Annotated in this window: 15 protein-coding genes; 14 read left to right on the forward strand and 1 reads right to left on the reverse strand. The window is 31.8% G+C overall.

Annotation, left to right across the window (positions count from 1 at the left end):
• The 10 genes from DWW96_RS11760 to DWW96_RS11795 all read left to right on the forward strand — a co-directional run.
• Positions 1–2,289, forward strand: a 2,289-nt coding sequence (locus tag DWW96_RS11760; protein ID WP_117910553.1) for a glycosyl hydrolase family 18 protein, incomplete at its 5' end; no start/stop codon positions are given.
• Between the two features lie 484 nt (positions 2,290–2,773).
• Positions 2,774–2,947 (forward strand): hypothetical protein, encoded by a 174-nt coding sequence (locus tag DWW96_RS14095; protein ID WP_022088000.1) that lies wholly within the window; start codon positions 2,774–2,776, stop codon positions 2,945–2,947.
• Positions 2,948–2,970: 23 nt separating this feature from the next.
• Positions 2,971–3,987 (forward strand): ATPase, T2SS/T4P/T4SS family, encoded by a 1,017-nt coding sequence (locus tag DWW96_RS11765; protein ID WP_022088001.1) that lies wholly within the window; start codon positions 2,971–2,973, stop codon positions 3,985–3,987.
• Between the two features lie 7 nt (positions 3,988–3,994).
• Positions 3,995–5,299, forward strand: a complete 1,305-nt coding sequence (locus tag DWW96_RS11770) for a hypothetical protein (RefSeq protein WP_022088002.1) — start codon at positions 3,995–3,997, stop codon at positions 5,297–5,299.
• Positions 5,300–5,529: 230 nt separating this feature from the next.
• Positions 5,530–5,670: a hypothetical protein gene (locus tag DWW96_RS14100; RefSeq protein ID WP_022088004.1), complete on the forward strand. Its 141-nt coding sequence runs from the start codon at positions 5,530–5,532 to the stop codon at positions 5,668–5,670.
• Between the two features lie 3 nt (positions 5,671–5,673).
• Positions 5,674–6,078 carry a hypothetical protein gene (locus tag DWW96_RS11775; protein WP_117910555.1) on the forward strand — a complete coding sequence of 135 codons (405 nt, stop codon included), beginning with the start codon at positions 5,674–5,676 and terminating at the stop codon, positions 6,076–6,078.
• Positions 6,079–6,140: 62 nt separating this feature from the next.
• The gene (locus DWW96_RS11780; RefSeq protein ID WP_022088006.1) at positions 6,141–6,485 is read left to right on the forward strand and encodes a hypothetical protein; all 345 of its coding nucleotides are present in this window, start codon (positions 6,141–6,143) and stop codon (positions 6,483–6,485) included.
• The gene (locus tag DWW96_RS11785) at positions 6,482–9,163 is read left to right on the forward strand and encodes a hypothetical protein (RefSeq protein WP_117910556.1); all 2,682 of its coding nucleotides are present in this window, start codon (positions 6,482–6,484) and stop codon (positions 9,161–9,163) included. Before DWW96_RS11780 ends, DWW96_RS11785 begins: the two co-directional genes overlap by 4 nt.
• Positions 9,164–9,232: 69 nt before the next feature.
• Entirely contained in the window at positions 9,233–9,598 is a 366-nt protein-coding gene (locus tag DWW96_RS11790; RefSeq protein WP_022088008.1) for a hypothetical protein, read from the forward strand.
• Positions 9,599–9,725: 127 nt separating this feature from the next.
• Positions 9,726–10,589, forward strand: coding sequence for a DegV family protein (locus DWW96_RS11795; protein WP_022088009.1), 864 nt, complete (start codon positions 9,726–9,728; stop codon positions 10,587–10,589).
• 212 nt (positions 10,590–10,801) lie between these two features.
• On the opposite strand, the gene DWW96_RS11800 is transcribed toward DWW96_RS11795, so the two are convergent.
• Entirely contained in the window at positions 10,802–11,773 is a 972-nt protein-coding gene (locus DWW96_RS11800; protein WP_022088010.1) for a biotin--[acetyl-CoA-carboxylase] ligase, read from the reverse strand.
• Between the two features lie 275 nt (positions 11,774–12,048).
• Between DWW96_RS11800 and DWW96_RS11805 the strand changes: the two genes are divergently transcribed.
• The 4 genes from DWW96_RS11805 (at position 12,049) to DWW96_RS11820 (ending at position 17,625) form a co-directional block, all read left to right on the forward strand.
• Positions 12,049–15,066 (forward strand): insulinase family protein, encoded by a 3,018-nt coding sequence (locus DWW96_RS11805; protein ID WP_347496383.1) that lies wholly within the window; start codon positions 12,049–12,051, stop codon positions 15,064–15,066.
• 92 nt (positions 15,067–15,158) lie between these two features.
• Positions 15,159–16,067: a GTPase Era gene (gene era / locus DWW96_RS11810; protein ID WP_022088012.1), complete on the forward strand. Its 909-nt coding sequence runs from the start codon at positions 15,159–15,161 to the stop codon at positions 16,065–16,067.
• Positions 16,068–16,196: 129 nt separating this feature from the next.
• The gene (gene recO, locus DWW96_RS11815; RefSeq protein ID WP_117910557.1) at positions 16,197–16,940 is read left to right on the forward strand and encodes a DNA repair protein RecO; all 744 of its coding nucleotides are present in this window, start codon (positions 16,197–16,199) and stop codon (positions 16,938–16,940) included.
• A 49-nt stretch (positions 16,941–16,989) separates the two neighbouring features.
• Positions 16,990–17,625, forward strand: a complete 636-nt coding sequence (locus DWW96_RS11820) for a hypothetical protein (protein ID WP_022088014.1) — start codon at positions 16,990–16,992, stop codon at positions 17,623–17,625.
• The last annotated feature ends 71 nt before the right edge of the window (positions 17,626–17,696 follow it).

A 17,696-nucleotide genomic window follows, 5' to 3' on the forward strand; every position in this document is an offset into this window, starting at 1 on the left:
GATAATCAGTCATACAACATGGGAACAAAAGAAGGAATTGTTGCAATGTGCAATATGTTATTAAACGGTTTCTATGTAAATAACTATTATACAAAGTCACAGACAGCAGAAAAGTATTTTGCACCACTTAGACCTGATCAGGTAGTAATAGGTGTGCCTTCATCAGCAAGTGCTGCAGGAAGCGGACAGGTTTCAAATGAAACATTACAGAGTGCATTTACAGAATTAAACAATGCACATCCTGGATTAAGAGGAATTATGACATGGTCAATTAACTGGGATTCATCACAGAATAAGAACTTATTTGCACAGAGTAATGGTAGATTCCTTGATAGTCTTTCAGGAGAAGAAACAACAAAGACACCAGAGATAACAACAAAGGCACCAGAAACAACAAAGGTGGCAGAGATAACAACAAAGGCACCAGAAACAACAACAAAGGCACCAGAAACAACAACTAAAACACCAGAAACAACAACTAAAACACCAGAAACAACAATTGATTCAGAATATCCACAGTGGAATAAAGATACAATTTACACAGGTGGAAACAGAGTTATATATAATGGAAAAGTATATCAGGCAAAATGGTGGACACTTGGAGATAATCCGGAAACATGTGGTCAGTGGGGTGTTTGGAAATATGTTGGTGATGCAACAGTAACACAGCCAACAACAAAGGCGCCAGAGACAACAACAAAGACAGTTGAGACAACAACTAAACAGGAAATAGTTTTAGATAAACCATTTGGATTAGTAGTAACTTCAACAGCAAATAACTCAATTACAGTTGTATGGGGCAGAGGCACAATTGATTTATATAATGTTTACATTGATGGAAAATTAGTATCAAATGCAGTAGCATGTGGCTCATACACATATACAGGTTATACAGCTGGAAGACATACAGTTGCGGTAACAACAACTTATAATGGAAAAGAGTCAGAAAAGACAGAAACTGTAGTAGATGTAAAAGGTCAGACAGAGACAACAACAAAGACAGTAGAGACAACAAAAGCACCTGAGACAGAAGCAACAACAGCTAAAAGTGAAGAAACAACTAAGGCTGCTTCAGGCTATCCTGAATGGGTAAATGGAAAAGTTTATGTAAAAGGTGATAAAGTGTCTTATAACGGAAATGTTTATGAAGCTCAGTGGTGGACAAATGGTGATAACCCTGAAACATGTGGCCAGTGGGGCGTTTGGAGATTGACAGACGGAACAACAACAAAACCGGCGGCAACAACAAAGCCTGTGGAAACAACAAAGCCTGTGGAAACAACAAAGACACCTGAAGTAACAACAAAAGCTCAGGAAGTAACAACATCAAAAGAAGAAGAAACAACTCAGGATAATAACTATACAGTTAACAAGAGTTTACCTGAACATATTGTTACAGGATATTGGCATAACTTTACAAATGGAGCTGCAAACTTAAAGTTAAGTGAAGTACCATCATACTATGATTTAATTTGTGTTTCATTTGCAGATTCAACATCAACACCTGGAGAAGTAACTTTTAGTGTAAATGGAGACTTAAGCAAGGCAGTTGGTGGATATACAGATGCACAGTTCATTCAGGATATTAAGACATTAAAGGAAAGAAATCAGCATGTAATTCTTTCTATTGGTGGTGCTGAAGGTACAATTTATATTACAAGTCAGGCAGCAGCAGATAATTTTGCAAACAGTTTAATTAAAGTAATTGAACAGTTTGGATTTGAAGGTGTAGACATTGACCTTGAAGGTGGAGCAGTAGCAGGAACGGAATATATTGCAGGAGCACTTAGAAAGGTTCATAACCATTTCGGCGACGAATTTATTATTACAATGGCACCTGAAACATATTATATGCAGAGTCCAACATCTAATTACTTTAAGTTAGCATTAGATATTAAAGATATTTTAACAGTAGTTAATATGCAGTATTACAATTCAGGTAGCATGGTTGGATACGGTGGAGGAGTTTATAGCTGTGGTTCAGTTGATTTCCTTACATCACTTGCAACATTGCTTATTGAAAACGGATTAAGACCAGATCAGGTCGGAATTGGTGTTCCATCATCAGCACCGGCTGCAGGAAGTGGTCTTGTATCTACAAATACATTAACATCAGCTCTTAATTGTTTAACAAAAGGAATGGCAAGTGGTGGAAGCTTTATGCCGCCTAAGACATATCCTTCATTAAGAGGTGTAATGACATGGTCAATTAACTGGGATGCATCTAATGGATACGCTTGGGGAAGCGCAATGGATAAGGCAATAGATACATTACCAAAAACAAAATAAAGGTATTAAATGTAGCTGGGGAGCTATAAAATATTGGGGTTTAAAGTAAGCCGTTTAAGTGAGAAATCACTTAGACGGCTTTTTCGATTTTTATGGCTGATTTCTTAATGCTAATTAAAAAAAGAAAATATTGTACAAATCATGCTTTAAAAAGAAACCAGATAATAGATTTAATATGCCGATTATAAAAAGTAATAATTTAAAATAATGTTTATATAGAAAATTTGAAAAATATATAAAATATAATTGACTACATAACTAAAATGTGATATTATTCTGAGCACCGAACAAATAACATAATATATGTATAATAACATGGCACACAATATGTATCAAAAATTGAACGATGAAAAGAGTGTTGAATAAATAATAATTAGTAGTTATAAGGCTTTTATCATCGCACTTAGGAAGAAACATAGCTGTGTAGTTCTTACCCGAAGCGTATAATATGTGATTATTTGGAATAAAGTATAGGAGGTAAATTATGGACATTTTTTTACAGGAACATGGTAAAACAATTTTCATTGCAGTATGCATTTTGCTGTTAGTGGGTGTTGCTTATGTTGTGGGACCGATTATATCAGATGCGATTAAGGGAATTGTAAACAGTTATGCAGGTTCTGTAACTTTTAACAGTGTAGCAGGAAAGATTAGTTAATTATAGGCGAAAGGGGAATACAGTTGAGAAAATTGTCATTGCCGGATAGGGCATTTGGAAAGTTATTACCATTTATTTATGACGATAACATTACGGACATCAATTATAGTCGTGAATTATGGGTGAATGATTTAAATAAGGGAAGGTATAAGATTGAGGGATTTACGTTAGATGAATTGTTTATACAACAGTTTTATACAAAAATAAGTAATTTAATGAATGTTCAATTTAATCAAAACAATCCATTATTAGAAGCGGAAACTGAAAATTTAAGAATTTCGATTTTGCATGATTCAGTTACAAATACAGGAATCAGTATAAGTATTAGAAAAACTCCTGCTGTAAGAAGAATAAGCAGGGAAAGTATTTTAGAAAGTGATTATTGTCCGGAAGTATTGGATATTTTTATGGAAAACGCCATCAAGGCACACTGCACTGTGATTGTTGGAGGGTTACCGGGAGTGGGTAAAACAGAATATGTAAAATATTTAACAAGTTATATTCCGGACTATGAAAGGGTGTATACAATTGAGGATAATCTTGAATTAAGATATTCGTCAATTAATCCGCAGAAAGATTGTGTGGAAATTAAGGTAAGTGATAATTTTGGATATGCTGATGCACTAAAGGCAAGTAAACGACAATTACCAACATGGGTTTTGCTTGCGGAGGCAAGAGGAGAGGAAGTTAAGTATCTTTTGGAAAATATTTCGGCAGGAGTACATTGTATAACGACAATTCACTTGGATGATGCAGGTAAAATACCCGATCGCTTAAGAAACATGGGACAGTCAGTTTATGAAAATGATGTTTATTCGTTTATTGATATTGGAATACAATTGCAGTCGGTAGTAAAACAGGGAGAGAAAATTTCGAGAAAAATAACACAAATTATTTGTTTGTCAAGATATGAGGATAGAAATGAAAAGACAATGATATATGAAGATGGAAGAATATTATGTAGAAAACTTCCACCTGAATTGATGAGAAAATTCAGAATGGCAGGTATTACAGATCCTTTTAAGAAAAGTGAAAATTAGGAGATAAATGAAAAAAGTAAAATATTTTAGAAAATACATATGTATTATAGCTATAGTTGTAGGAATAGCATTTGCGTATAAGTTAGAACTTCCAATAGTGATTGCTATAGGTGTAATAACAACGTTACTTATGCCTATGCTATATAAAGAAGAAAAAAAGAAAAGCTATTATAAGAAAAAATTTGAAGACTTAATAAGCTATATGGAGCAGATGTGCTATTCGTTTAAGAAAAGTGGAAAAATCAGACCATCTCTTATAGATGCACAAAAAATAAGTGATGGTGAGATGAAGGAAATAATTGAAGAAGTTATTGTAAATATTGATTCTAAAATGAATGAAGATATTTATGAGCAGGCACTTAAAATTCTCGAAGAAGAATATTATTGTAAAAGACTTATTTCACTTCATGAATTTATTATAAAAATAGAAAAACAAGGTGGAGAATTTGAAGAATATATAAATATTATTCTTAGCGATATAAAAGAGTGGAGTGATAGAACGGAACTTTTTAGAAGAGATATAGATAGGATAAGAAGAAACGTTCTTATATCAATTGGAGCTACACTATTAACATGTGGATTTATGGCTTATCTTATACCAAAAGAATATTCATTTACAGGAAATATAGTATATCAGATAAGTTCGATGATTATTATTTTGATAATGCTTGTCATTTATATTTTTGTTTATAAGAAACTAAATATTGACTGGTTGAAAGAGGAGAGTTTTCTTAATCCTGAAATGGTAGATAAGTATTATGACTTAATTATGAAAAGCCAGAATGAAAAAATAAAATTTATGGACAAGTTGTCAATTAATAAAGTCAAAAAGAGAATGAGACGGGAAATATCGAAAGTATTTCCTGATTGGTTAAGGCAGGTAGCGTTGAATTTGCAACAGCAGACAGTACAGTCTTCAATAGAAAATTCATATGATGATGCGCCATATATTTTAAAAAGACCAATACGACATTTATTAATTGATTTTGAAGAATATCCAATAGGGATAGAACCTTATGATAATTTTCTTCAAGAACTCGATATGCCTGAAATACAGTCATCATTAAAAATGTTTTATTGCATAAATGAGTTAAGTAAAGAAGAAACTTATAAGCAGACAAATGCAATTATAGATAGAAATAATAAGATGTTAAAGCAGGCGGAAGAAATGAAAAATAAAGACAGAATTGGATTAGCAGGGACTTTGTCAGCAGGACCAATGATGGTAGGAGTTGTAAAGATAATTATTGATATGGTGCTTATGATTTTAGTATTTACGTCCGCATTGGGAAATGTAATGAATGGAGGATGAAAATGAAATTATTATTATCTGAATTAGGTCAGACTTTGATTTATGGAATATTATTTTTATTCATTGTTGCGGGATTTTACCATGTGTTACAGCAGGTTACATAGTTTTATGAGAGTAAAAATAATATGAAAATAAGTTTTTGATTTATAAAAATAGTAAAAGTCGAACCTTATATTATAAAAAGAACAAATGGAAGAATAGAGTAATTTGGGATAAAAGGAAGGTAGAGAATGGAGAATTTATTAGAAGAACATGGCGAGATAATTATAAGTGGAATTATTTCGGTAATATTAATAATTTTGTCTATTGCAATTATGTATACTGCAGCGGGAATGAATGTAGATTTTTTTACAAAACTGGTAGGAGGATAACGCATGGAAGTATTTTTAAGCGAACATGGACAAACTATTCAATATGCGGTAATTGGTGTAATTATTGTTGCACTTATTAGCATTATAACAAACACAAGTATTAAAAAAATAATGCCTGCATACAACTGTGAAGGAAGTAATACTAACAGAGAGTTTTCGGAAGAATACAAAAAGAAATGCCCTATTATTGTAGGTGACGATGTTATATATGTTACATATTTAGATAAAAGTTTTGATGTGACAAATCAAATTAGTGCAAGGGATTATGATGGAAAAGATATAACAGATAAATTGAAAATATATGGAGATGTAGATGTGTTTCACAGAGGTGTATATAACATTAAATGTATTGTAAGAGGTGAAAGTGGCATTAAAAGTATTAGGAATATGAATGTTGTAGTGGAATAAGCAATGGTAATACAGATTGGCCTGGAAATAAAAAGTCAATGTTAAATTAGAGGAGGAAAAAGATGAAACTGGCAATAGAAATGTTTTCTATAGTTATAGTAGTAACAATAGCCTGTATAGTTTTTTCGTCGTATATAAGCACGGAAAATCAAAATGTAAAAGCGAGGGATTTTTATAATGTAGCAGTTAATCGTATAGAGGATAGTAATTGCGATGCACAAGTTATCAAACAATGTAAAGAAGAAGCCGGTGAAAAAGGATATATGTTGGTTACAGAAGATAATTCATTATCAGAAAATGAACTAAGTTGTTATGTTAGTATGGAATATAATATAACGTTTCCAATTTATCAAATGTTTGGAGAAAACAAGAGTAAAAAAGTTGTGATTGAGGGGTATGCAAGATGATTGGAAAATGGAGTGTAGTAATAGAAAAAAATATTTTGAAAGTATGCGTTGTGCTTGCTTTTTGCTGTATGGTTCTTTTGCAAAACAATGTTTATGGCGCGACTACAGAAAATGGAAGTAGAAGTAATCCGTATCTTGTGCAAACAGAAAGTAAATTAAAAAATATATTTAGCAATAACAAAAAAACAAGCGTAGTATATATTGCCATAGTTGGTAATATAAAAATTAAAGATGGAATAAAAGTAACTCAAGGAAGATATATGCTTTATTCATCAGGTGGTGAAAGAACTATTAGTAGAAGTAAAGACATAAGCGATGATGTAAATAAATCAGATAAATATTGTTTTAAAATCTCAGATGGAGCGGAAGTTCATTTTGGCGATGGAATGGGTGGATATAAGTTATATCTTGATGGAAAAAAGAATCAAATTTCTTTTGCAACAAAAGGGTTTATAAAAGTTGATGACAGTTCAACAGGAACGATTGGAAATGCATGTGTAGTAAAAAATGTTACTAATTATAATGGCGAGACGGAAGCAGGAGCGGTTAGAAGCACAGGAACATTGAATGTATATGGAATTATTCATGACTGTGATGGAGTAAAAGGCGGAGGAATTACCATTAAAGGCGGAGTGTGCAATATATGGCCCGGAGCACAAATATATAAATGTTTTACTCTAAGTCAGGGTGGTGGAGTATATGTTGGAAATTATTCAGAATTAAGGATATATGATGGTGAAATTTTTGAAAATGAAGCATTAGAAGAAGGCGGAGGAATTTACATAGGTGGTTCTTCGCATTTATTAATGACTGCAGGAATAATACATAATAACAAATCAGGTGAGGAAGGTGGAGGCATATTTGGAACAGGATTAGGAACAATTGTAAATATAAATGATGGATGGATATATGGCAATGATGCCGGAGCCAGTGCCGGAGGCGTATTTTCAGGATATCAGGCAGGTCTTATTCTTGGGTCAGGCAGTACTGCACCGACAATTAGTGGAAATGAAGCAAGAGGAAGTGGTGGTGGAGTAAGATGCAATGGCGGTATAGGTGAAGGACATGGTGGATGTACGGTTATATATAATGCAAGGATTATAGGAAACACATCAGGAAATTTAGGAGGAGGAGTAGCCTGCGGTGATGATTCAAAAATAACTATCGAAGCAGTAAATATATTTAGCAACTCAAGCGTTGATAATGCGGGAGGATTATCCATAGGGAAGAATGTTGAGGATATAAATGGCGGAGCCATAAAACTTTATAATAGCATAATAGGTGAAAATGGAGCTACTGATAAAGGTGGTGGAATATGCACGGATTCTTCTGTTTTGATGAGAAATACCTCAATAAATAACAATTCTTCACGAAACGGAGGAGGCCTTTATATTGGCAATACAGCTACGGTTCATATGTGGATGGGAAGTTACATAAATAATAATTATGCATACAATAATGGCGGGGGTGTATATATAGGTGAAAAAGCTAACTTTTTACTGACGGACAATAACATATATCAAAATAATTGTGCTAAAAACGGAATGGGTGTGTATGTAAGAGGAAAGTTTCAAATGTTTAGCATAGCAAGTGTAGATGAAAGTAATGAAGTATATCTTACCAGACAGACATACATATCAATAATAGACAGATTGCTAAAACCTAGCGGATATGTTGCAGTTATAAGGACAACATTAACTGACCCGGGAACAATAATTGCACAGGTTGAATATAGTACAGATGCACAGAGTGAATTATATTATGTAGGTGATGCAGTTGCAGAATTAAATAACCAAAATTGTGTAAAAAAGTTTTCGGTACGAAATATTGGTGAAAATAAGCTTTTGAGACCAACCAAATTTGTAAAAACTTATGTGGATAATGAAATAATAATAAGTGAAAAATATGATGTTATATTTAATAAAAATACTTCTGAACGGGTTTTAGGAATGCCTGATAATCAGATTAAATTTTGGCAGGAAGACATAATAATAAGTGGTGTTACAGTCAAAAGAAATGGATATCATACAGTAGAAAATAAACATTGGAATTTTCAAAGTGACGGTAATGGAGAAACTATAAAACCCGGTGGAATATTGTATGTAAATGGAAATCAAATATTGTATGCCCAGTGGGAAAAAGAAAAGATTATAAATTTATTTATAAATGCTACGGATAGATATTACGTAGTTAATCAAAATATAAAACTGGATATGAATGAGTTAGTTAAGAAAGTAAAAGTTACTGATGATACATATTCAAATAAAAAATATCCTATATACATAAAAAACATAATTGATGTATCAGGTAAAAATTATTATGAAAGAGGAAAGAATAAAGAATGTGAAGATGTAAATAATTCAGATATTGTATTAACTGAGAAGTTTATGAACACAGAGTCTGTTGCAGAATTTATAGTGACAGTTTGTACAAATGCCGGAGATGATAGTTCTTATACAGAAAAGAAATTTGGTGTTTATATTATAAATAATAATGACTATAATCCTATGGTTAGATTTGTTTCAAAGGAATATATGGATACGTTAAATAAAAATTCTAAATGGAATCTTTCTATGCGGAACAGGCTAGAAGAAAGACTTAATAAAAAAGAAGGACAGGGAATGAAAAAGTATAAAATGTCAAAAGAAATGGTGAATGAAATTAAGAAAAACAGATGATGGCTAAATAATTACAGGAACCTTGGAGAGGGTATAAAAACTACTACTATAAAATTATGAGGAAAACAGATGAAGCAAATTTCAATAGTGATTGGATTAATTGTATCAGTTATGATTGTAAGTATGACTATTATGGCGTTAGAAGAAAATAGTTCAAGAGAAACAGAACTAAACAGAGCAGTCGCAGCGGCTGTAAAGCAGACAGTAAAAGCAAGTTGTGGTAAGAATAAAGAAATTAACAGTAATGACGATATGATAAATTTTTGTATGAATAATATTGCATATAATGTCAGTGGCACATCAGATTATGAAATAGAAGTCATGTCTGTTGATTACAAAGAAGGAATGTTGGATATAATAGTTACAGAAAAATATACAAATGTAGTGGGAAAAGAAAAAAAGATTACTATAAGAAAAGCTGCAATTTATGGATAAAATAAGTTGCAATAAAAGAGATAATAAACATTTTCTTTTTCAGAGTTGTAGAAATAGAAATGTTACAATGATATGATAATAACGAAAATAAATGACATTTTGTTAGGTTGAAAGGAATGTAGATAATATGAGAGATTATGTTATTGTAACAGATTCAGCAAGTGATTTGCCAAAAGAAATTTTAAAGGAATATGATATTCCTTGCCTCCCTTTATATTATAGTATAGACGGAGTGATATACGGAGATGAAAAAAACATTGAGCCACATGAATTCTTTGAACTTATGAGAAAAGGTGCGATGCCTACAACGATGGGATGTAATCCGGAATATGCAACAGAGATGTTTAGAAGTATTTTGAATCAGGGAAAAGACATATTGCACATTGCTTTTTCATCTGCATTAAGTGTTAGTTATAATTCAGCACGAATTGCAGCAGAGGACTTAAAAGAAGAATTTCCGGATAGTAATATTGTTGTTATTGATTCAAAGGCTGCATCTTTAGGTCAGGGGCTTTTAGTATATAAAGCAGCAACTCTGAAAAAAGAAGGTAAAAGTTTAGAAGAAGTAAAGACCTGGATTGAAGAAAATTTAAATCATATGTGCCATTACTTTACTGTAGATGATTTATTCCATTTACATAGAGGTGGAAGAGTGTCAAAAACAACTGCAGTTGTAGGAACTTTAATACATGTAAAACCTGTACTTCATGTAACAAATGAAGGAGAATTAAAACCATTCCAGAATGTTCGTGGAAGAAAGAAAGCATTACAGAGTCTGGTTGATTCCATGAAAAAAGAAGGCGCAGGTTATGAAAATAAAGTAGCCTTTATTGTACATGGTGATTGTATAGAAGATGCCAATAAAGTAGCTGATAAAATAAAAGAAGAATGTGGAGTAGAAAAAGTAATCATAGGAATGCTAAGTCCTACGATTGGAACTCATGCAGGACCAGGAACAGTTGGTTTGTTCTTTATAGGAGAAAATAAATAAAAAATTTATTAATTGAAGTGATACCAAGATAAATACAGAGATGAAAATTACAAAAAGAATCTGTACCAGATTTTATGACTTTGGTATTGCATATATATTGTATACTATACACTAACAGCCAGGCTTCCAAAAAGTCTGGCTGTTAGTGTATAATTAACAAATATAAAATTAATATATATCTTATAAATTAGATAGTTATGATATGTGTGAAATTAATCCAATTTTATACTAACTTCTCCGGAAGAAAGAAGTTTTTCAGTTCCGTCTTCAAATCTGACAAGAAGATGACATTCATCGTCAATTGAAATTGCCTGGGCAGGCTTGTTACCATCTTTGTCAATAACAGTAATATTTTTTCCTAATAATATAGAGCGGTCAATATATTCTTTAAGGTAACTCTTTGATTCAAATGAATTGTAAAAGCCCATAAAGTAATTTAAGACATGAGCTAATAATTTGCTACGCTTGTTAATGGAATCGCTTTCTTTGTCAAATATAGCTGTAGCAACTTTGTCGATTTCTTCAGGAAATCCACCTTCAGGAAAACAAACATTAATACCGATTCCGACAATTGCATAGTTAAGTTTGCCTGTTTCCATATTAAAAGTAGCTTCAGTTAATATTCCACATACTTTTTTGTTATCTACAAAAACATCGTTGACCCATTTTATTTTTGCCTTTTTATCGGAAACATCTTCAATTGCCTTAGCAACTGCAACTGCTGCACTTGTAGTTAAAAAAAGTGAATCGCTGGCAGGAATATCAGGACGAAGTAGTATACTAAAATAAATTCCTGTACCTGCAGGTGAAACAAATTTTCTTCCCATACGACCACGACCTAAAGTCTGCTCACTGGCTACGAGGACAGTTCCTTCTTTTGCACCATCTTCAGCCATTTCTTTTAAAACAGTATTAGTTGAAGAAATTGTGTCATACACATGGATATCTAAATTATATTTTAAAAACTCACCAACACTGTGCTTACTTAAAATATCATTTGATTGTTCAAGACAATAACCTTTATTTGTAGCAGCCAAAATCTTGTACCCTTCATTTTCTAAAGATTTGATTGCCTTCCAAATAGAATTTCTGCTAACGTTTAATTCTTTTGCAAGAGTAGCTCCTGAAAAATACCTTCCTTTATTTGCTTCAAGCATATGTAAAACTTCATCTTTAACGCTCATAATATTCCTCCTAATGCTTCTATAAGTATAACAAATATGAATAAAATATCAAATGAAGCCTGAAAATAAAATAAGAATTAAAATCAGATAAAAAATTTATTACTATATAAAATTAGATAAAAAAATTTATTGTTAATGAAGAAAAAAATTAAATGTGTTAGAATATAGAACGAGTATATCAGTTGAATAGATTTTTAGTTGAAGTTGATAATATATTAAGATAATAAGGTGAATAGTATAAAATGATGACAGATTTACGTTGGAGCGAATAGCGAGTGATAATTCATAAGATATTTTTGACCGAACATCTTAAAAAAGAAAAATATTATGGAAAGGAAAAATTAATGGCAGTAAAAGATATCAAAGAATATGAAATTATAAAACAATATTATATGGAAGACTTGAATTCACAGGCTTATTTATTAAAGCACAAAAAGACAGGAGCAAGAATTGCATTATTATCAAATGATGACAATAATAAAGTTTTTAATATTGGTTTTAGAACACCGGTAAATGATGATACAGGAGTACCGCATATAATTGAACATACAGTTCTTTGTGGCTCAGATAAATTCCCGGTGAAAGACCCATTTATCGAACTCGTAAAGGGGTCACTTAATACATTTTTAAATGCAATGACATATCCGGACAAGACTGTGTATCCGCTTGCAAGTTGTAATGAAAAAGATTTTCAAAATATAATGGATGTTTATTTGGATGCAGTATTTAATCCACAAATATATAATCATCAGGAGATTTTTAAGCAGGAAGGATGGCATTACGAATTAGAATCACCGGAAGATGAGTTGAAAATAAATGGTGTAGTTTATAACGAAATGAAGGGAGCATTTTCCTCAGTAGCAGGAGTTCTTGACAGACAGGTATTGCATTCGCTTTTTCCGGATACAACATACGGCTTTGAGTCAGGTGGGGATCCGGTATCAATACCTGATTTAACTTATGAAGAATATTTGGATTTTCATAGAAAATATTATCATCCGTCAAATAGCTTTATATATTTGTACGGAGATATGGATATGGAAGAAAAACTCCGTTTTATAGATAAAGAATATCTGAGCAAATATGATACATTAGAAATAGATTCTGAAATAAAAATGCAGAAACCATTTGATAAACCGGCAGAGGTTGAAAGTTACTACCCTATATCAGATGGTGAATCAGAAGAAGACAATACTATTTTGTCATGGAATGTAGTTTTAGACACAACACTTAATAAAGAAGAAGTGTTGGCGTTCCAGGTACTTGATTATGTACTTATGACAATGCCGGGTGCAGTTTTAAAACAAAAGATTATAGATGCAGGCATAGGAAAGAACGTAGAAAGCACATATGAGTCAGGAATTTTACAACCATATTGGTCTATAGTAGCTAAATATGCAAATTATGAAGATAAGGATAAATTCAAGTCGATAATAAAAAGTGGATTAGAAGAAATAGTACAAAATGGTATCGAAAAAGAAAGCCTTATTGCTACAATTAATAATTTGGAATTTAAATATCGTGAAAGTGATTTTGGACGTTGGCCAAGAGGATTAATGATTGGTCTTCAGATGTATGAAAGTTGGATTTACGATGAAAATCAGCCATTTATATATGTAGAATGCAATGAAACATATGCGTTTTTAAAGAAAATGGTTGAAACAGATTATTTTGAAAAATTAATTGAAAAGTATGTTTTAAACAGCAAAATTGAATCAACAGTAGTCCTTAAGCCAAAAAAAGGTCTTGTAGCAGAAACTGAAAAAGAATTAGCGGACAAGTTAACTGCAAAAAAGGCAACTCTTTCAAAGAGTGAAATTGATAAGTTAGTTGCAGACACAAAGGCATTAAAGAAGTATCAGGAAGAACCATCACCTGAAGAAGATTTAAAGAAGATACCGATGTTGGAAATAAGTGATATTGACCCTGAACCAAGAACTATAAAGTCTCAGATAAGAGAAATTAATGGAATACCTACGGTTTATTATGACTGCTTTACTAACGGAATAGGTTATGCAATATTGTCATTTGACTGTAAAAATATACCTACGGAACTTTTACCATATATTGGTTTGCTGAAAAATACTGCAGGATATATGAATACGGAAAGTTATAATTACACTCAGCTTGCAAATGAAATAAATAAAAATATTGGTGGAATATATGTTGATGCAACATTATATCCGGATGCAATTGAAAAGAATAAGTTCGAACATCGAGTTGAAGTTAATTTTAAGTCGATGATAAGCAGAATGGATAAGGCATTTGAAATTGCAAAAGAAGTTATGCTTACTACAAAATTTGATGACTATAAGAGATTAAAAGAAATTATCGATGAAATAAAAGCAAGACTTCAGAATACACTTATGGAAAGTGGAGATTCTGCTGCAGCACTTAGAGCAGGCTCATATTTCTCAGAGACGATGTATAGAAGGGAAAATTATGCTGGAATTACATTTTACAAATTTATTGAAGATATAGCCAACAATTTTGAAAATGTAAAAGAGGAAGTAGCAGCAAAATTAAAATTGCTTACAGAGTATGTTTTTAGAAAAGAAAATCTTGTTATCAGTTATGTATGCAAGGATGATGAATATGACAGTTTACCGGGATTAGTGGAAGATATGACAGATTCATTATATGACAAAGAACCTGACAGTAGTATATTGAGTAGCGATAAAGTGGAAAAATTTGCAAAGAATGTATTAAATGAAGGATTTAAAACATCAAGTCAGGTGCAATATGTAGTAAGAGCAGGACAATTTGATACAGACAAATATCCATATACAGGAACTTTATCAGTACTTAAAACTATTTTAGTTTATGAATATTTGTGGAATAACGTAAGAGTAAAAGGTGGCGCGTATGGCTGTAGCAACTTCTTTACAAAACAGGGTGTTGCAATGTTTACATCTTACAGAGACCCTAAATTAAAAGAAACAAATGAAATCTATGAAAATGTTGTGGATTACATCAATAATTTTAATGCCGGTGACAGAGATATGCGCAAATTTATTATCGGAACTATAAGTGAATACGACCAGCCACGCACACCGTGTAGCGAAGGTGGAAGATTGTTAACATTGTATTTTAACCATAATACTTTTGAAAATCTTAAAAAAGAAAGAAGTCAGGTGTTAAGTACTACAACAAATGCAATCAGAAACTGTGGAAGCCTTGTTGCAGATGCACTTAAAGAATATTATGTTTGCGTTATTGGAAACGAAGGAAGAATAGAAGAAAACAAAGATATGTTTAAAAATATCTACAATTTATTTGAAAATAAAAATTAAAAAATAAATACAAATATAAATGAAAAATAAATGCAAATCAGATGATAGAATGTAAATAAAGTATAAAACAAAAGTTTGGAAATGGAGAACAAATGGAAAATAAAGAGTACAAATCAGGATTTGTTGCATTAATAGGAAGACCGAATGTTGGAAAATCTACATTAATGAACAAAATAATAGGACAGAAAATTGCTATTACATCAAATAAGCCGCAGACAACGAGAAATAAGATTCAGACAGTATATACATGTGATCAAGGACAAATTATATTTCTTGATACACCGGGTATTCATAAGGCAAAAAATAAATTAGGTGAATATATGGTAAATGTGGCTGAAAAAACATTAAAAGAAGTAGATGTTATTTTGTGGCTTGTTGAACCTAGTACATTTATTGGGGCAGGTGAACAGCATATTGCCGAACAGCTTAAAGACATAAATGTACCTGTAATTCTTGTAATTAATAAAATAGATACTGTTAAAAAAGAAGAAATTTTGGTATTTATTGATGCGTACAGAAAAATTCTTGATTTTGCAGAAATAATTCCTGCATCAGCATTGAGAGATAAAAATGCTGATGAAATAGTAGAATCTATTTTTAAATATCTGCCACAGGGACCTCAGTATTATGATGAAGACACAGTAACTGACCAGCCAATGCGTCAGATTGTGGCTGAAATTATAAGAGAAAAGGCATTGCATGCTCTAAATGAAGAAATTCCACATGGAATAGCTGTTACAATTGAAAAAATGAAAGAAAGAAAAAACGGCAAAATTACTGATATAGAAGCAACAATTATATGCGAAAGAGATTCTCATAAAGGCATAATTATCGGAAAACAGGGTAGTATGCTTAAAAAGATTGGAAGCAATGCAAGATATGAAATAGAACAAATGCTTGAAATGAAAGTTAATCTTCAGTTATGGGTAAAAGTTAGAAAAGAATGGAGAGACAGCGATTTGTTATTGAAGAATTACGGATATAATGAAAAGCAGCAGTAAAATACAATTTTTAAAAATATAAGAAATTTTTTTAATGTAAGAAATTTCTGCTATTAAAGCCGTGTCTATGCGGCTTTTAGCATTTATTAAATATTTAGTGATTTGAGTTAAGGAAGGAGAGGCACGATTATGGTTGAAACAGTAACAGCTATGGGAATTGTAATATCAGCAATGCCGATGGGTGAATATGATAAAAGAGTTGTGCTTCTTACAAAACAATTTGGAAAGATAACGGCTTTTGCAAGAGGGGCAAGACGACCTACAAGCCAGTTCCTTTCGGGAACGCAGCCTATGAGCTTTGGCGAATTTACCATGTATCGTGGAAGAAATTCATACACTATAACAAATGTAAAAGTGACAGAATATTTTGGCGGTGAAATGACCAACATTAATAAAATGTATATGGGAATGTATTTTCTTGAAATGGCGGACTACTATGGAAGGGAAAATATAGATGGAACAGAGACGTTAAAATTAATCTATCTTTCGCTTAAAGCACTGCAAAATGATTCTATTCCTGACAAATTGGTGAAAAATATATATGAACTTAAATCGCTTGTGATAAACGGGGAATATCCAAATGTGTTTACCTGTGTAAATTGTGGCAATAATAGTGAACTGGATTATTTTGATTTGAGAAAGAATGGCATGATTTGTTCTAAATGTCATGGAAATTTGTCAAAAGATAAATTAGTATCGCAATCGGCAGTGTATGCGCTTCAATACATAATTTCATCGCCACTTAACAAATTATATACATTTAATGTAAAAGATGAGGTGTGGCAGGAAATAAATGGAATTATAGAAAGGTATTTGAAAGAACACATAGAAAAACAATTCAAAACTCTGGAATTTCTGGAAATTAGTTATTGAAAATAATGAGTATACAATGTAAAATTAGGTATTGCGAGGAGGAGCGGATATGCTTAAGAAAAAAATTATATCATTGCTTATGGTTATGACAATAGCTCTTACATTTGTCGGGTGTGACAATAAAGTTGGAGATATTGCTTTAGAAAAAGGCCAGACAGCAATTCATATTTCAAAAGATGGTAAAGTACAGTACGGAGTAGCAGAGTCATTCGATAAAGATTATTATGACAAGAAGGAACTTAAGAGTACTGTTGAAAATGAAGTCGATGAGTTTAATTCAGATAGTGATGCATCAGGAAAAGATGCACTTTCTTTAAAGTCAATGGATGTAAAGAAAGATGTTGCGACTATGATTATGGAATTTGCATCAACTACAGACTTTGGAACATATATTTTAAAATATAACAATCCTGATAAAGGAACTTTCTATATAGGTGACATAAGTGACAATGAAGATTGTGAAATTAAGGGAAAATTTTATGCCCCTGACAATAAGAAAAAATCAGTGTCAGAAGACAAGATTAGTGATTTAGATGATAATATTTTGATTGTTAATGAACAGATGAAAGTCCAGATTGAAGGAACAGTAAAGTATGTGAGCGAAAACTGTAAAATCAGTGATGGCGTGGTAGAAACAGCGAAAACTGATGACGGAATAAGCTATATTGTATATACATTAAAATAATAATGATAATAAAAAGATGCCCTATGGATTGCTTAGTATTTCCTAACGTGGCATCATAAAAAATAAAAGGT

This window comes from Eubacterium sp. AF17-7, assembly GCF_003461285.1.
Classification (GTDB): domain Bacteria; phylum Bacillota; class Clostridia; order Lachnospirales; family Lachnospiraceae; genus Eubacterium_U; species Eubacterium_U album.

Coding starts and splice junctions, on each gene's coding strand:
- DWW96_RS14095 (WP_022088000.1), top strand. CDS start 2,774: ATGGACATTTTTTTACAGGAACATGGTAAAACAATTTTCATTGCAGTA.
- DWW96_RS11770 (WP_022088002.1), top strand. CDS start 3,995: ATGAAAAAAGTAAAATATTTTAGAAAATACATATGTATTATAGCTATA.
- DWW96_RS14100 (WP_022088004.1), top strand. CDS start 5,530: ATGGAGAATTTATTAGAAGAACATGGCGAGATAATTATAAGTGGAATT.
- DWW96_RS11775 (WP_117910555.1), top strand. CDS start 5,674: ATGGAAGTATTTTTAAGCGAACATGGACAAACTATTCAATATGCGGTA.
- DWW96_RS11780 (WP_022088006.1), top strand. CDS start 6,141: ATGAAACTGGCAATAGAAATGTTTTCTATAGTTATAGTAGTAACAATA.
- DWW96_RS11785 (WP_117910556.1), top strand. CDS start 6,482: ATGATTGGAAAATGGAGTGTAGTAATAGAAAAAAATATTTTGAAAGTA.
- DWW96_RS11790 (WP_022088008.1), top strand. CDS start 9,233: ATGAAGCAAATTTCAATAGTGATTGGATTAATTGTATCAGTTATGATT.
- DWW96_RS11795 (WP_022088009.1), top strand. CDS start 9,726: ATGAGAGATTATGTTATTGTAACAGATTCAGCAAGTGATTTGCCAAAA.
- DWW96_RS11800 (WP_022088010.1), bottom strand. CDS start 11,773: ATGAGCGTTAAAGATGAAGTTTTACATATGCTTGAAGCAAATAAAGGA.
- era (WP_022088012.1), top strand. CDS start 15,159: ATGGAAAATAAAGAGTACAAATCAGGATTTGTTGCATTAATAGGAAGA.
- recO (WP_117910557.1), top strand. CDS start 16,197: ATGGTTGAAACAGTAACAGCTATGGGAATTGTAATATCAGCAATGCCG.
- DWW96_RS11820 (WP_022088014.1), top strand. CDS start 16,990: ATGCTTAAGAAAAAAATTATATCATTGCTTATGGTTATGACAATAGCT.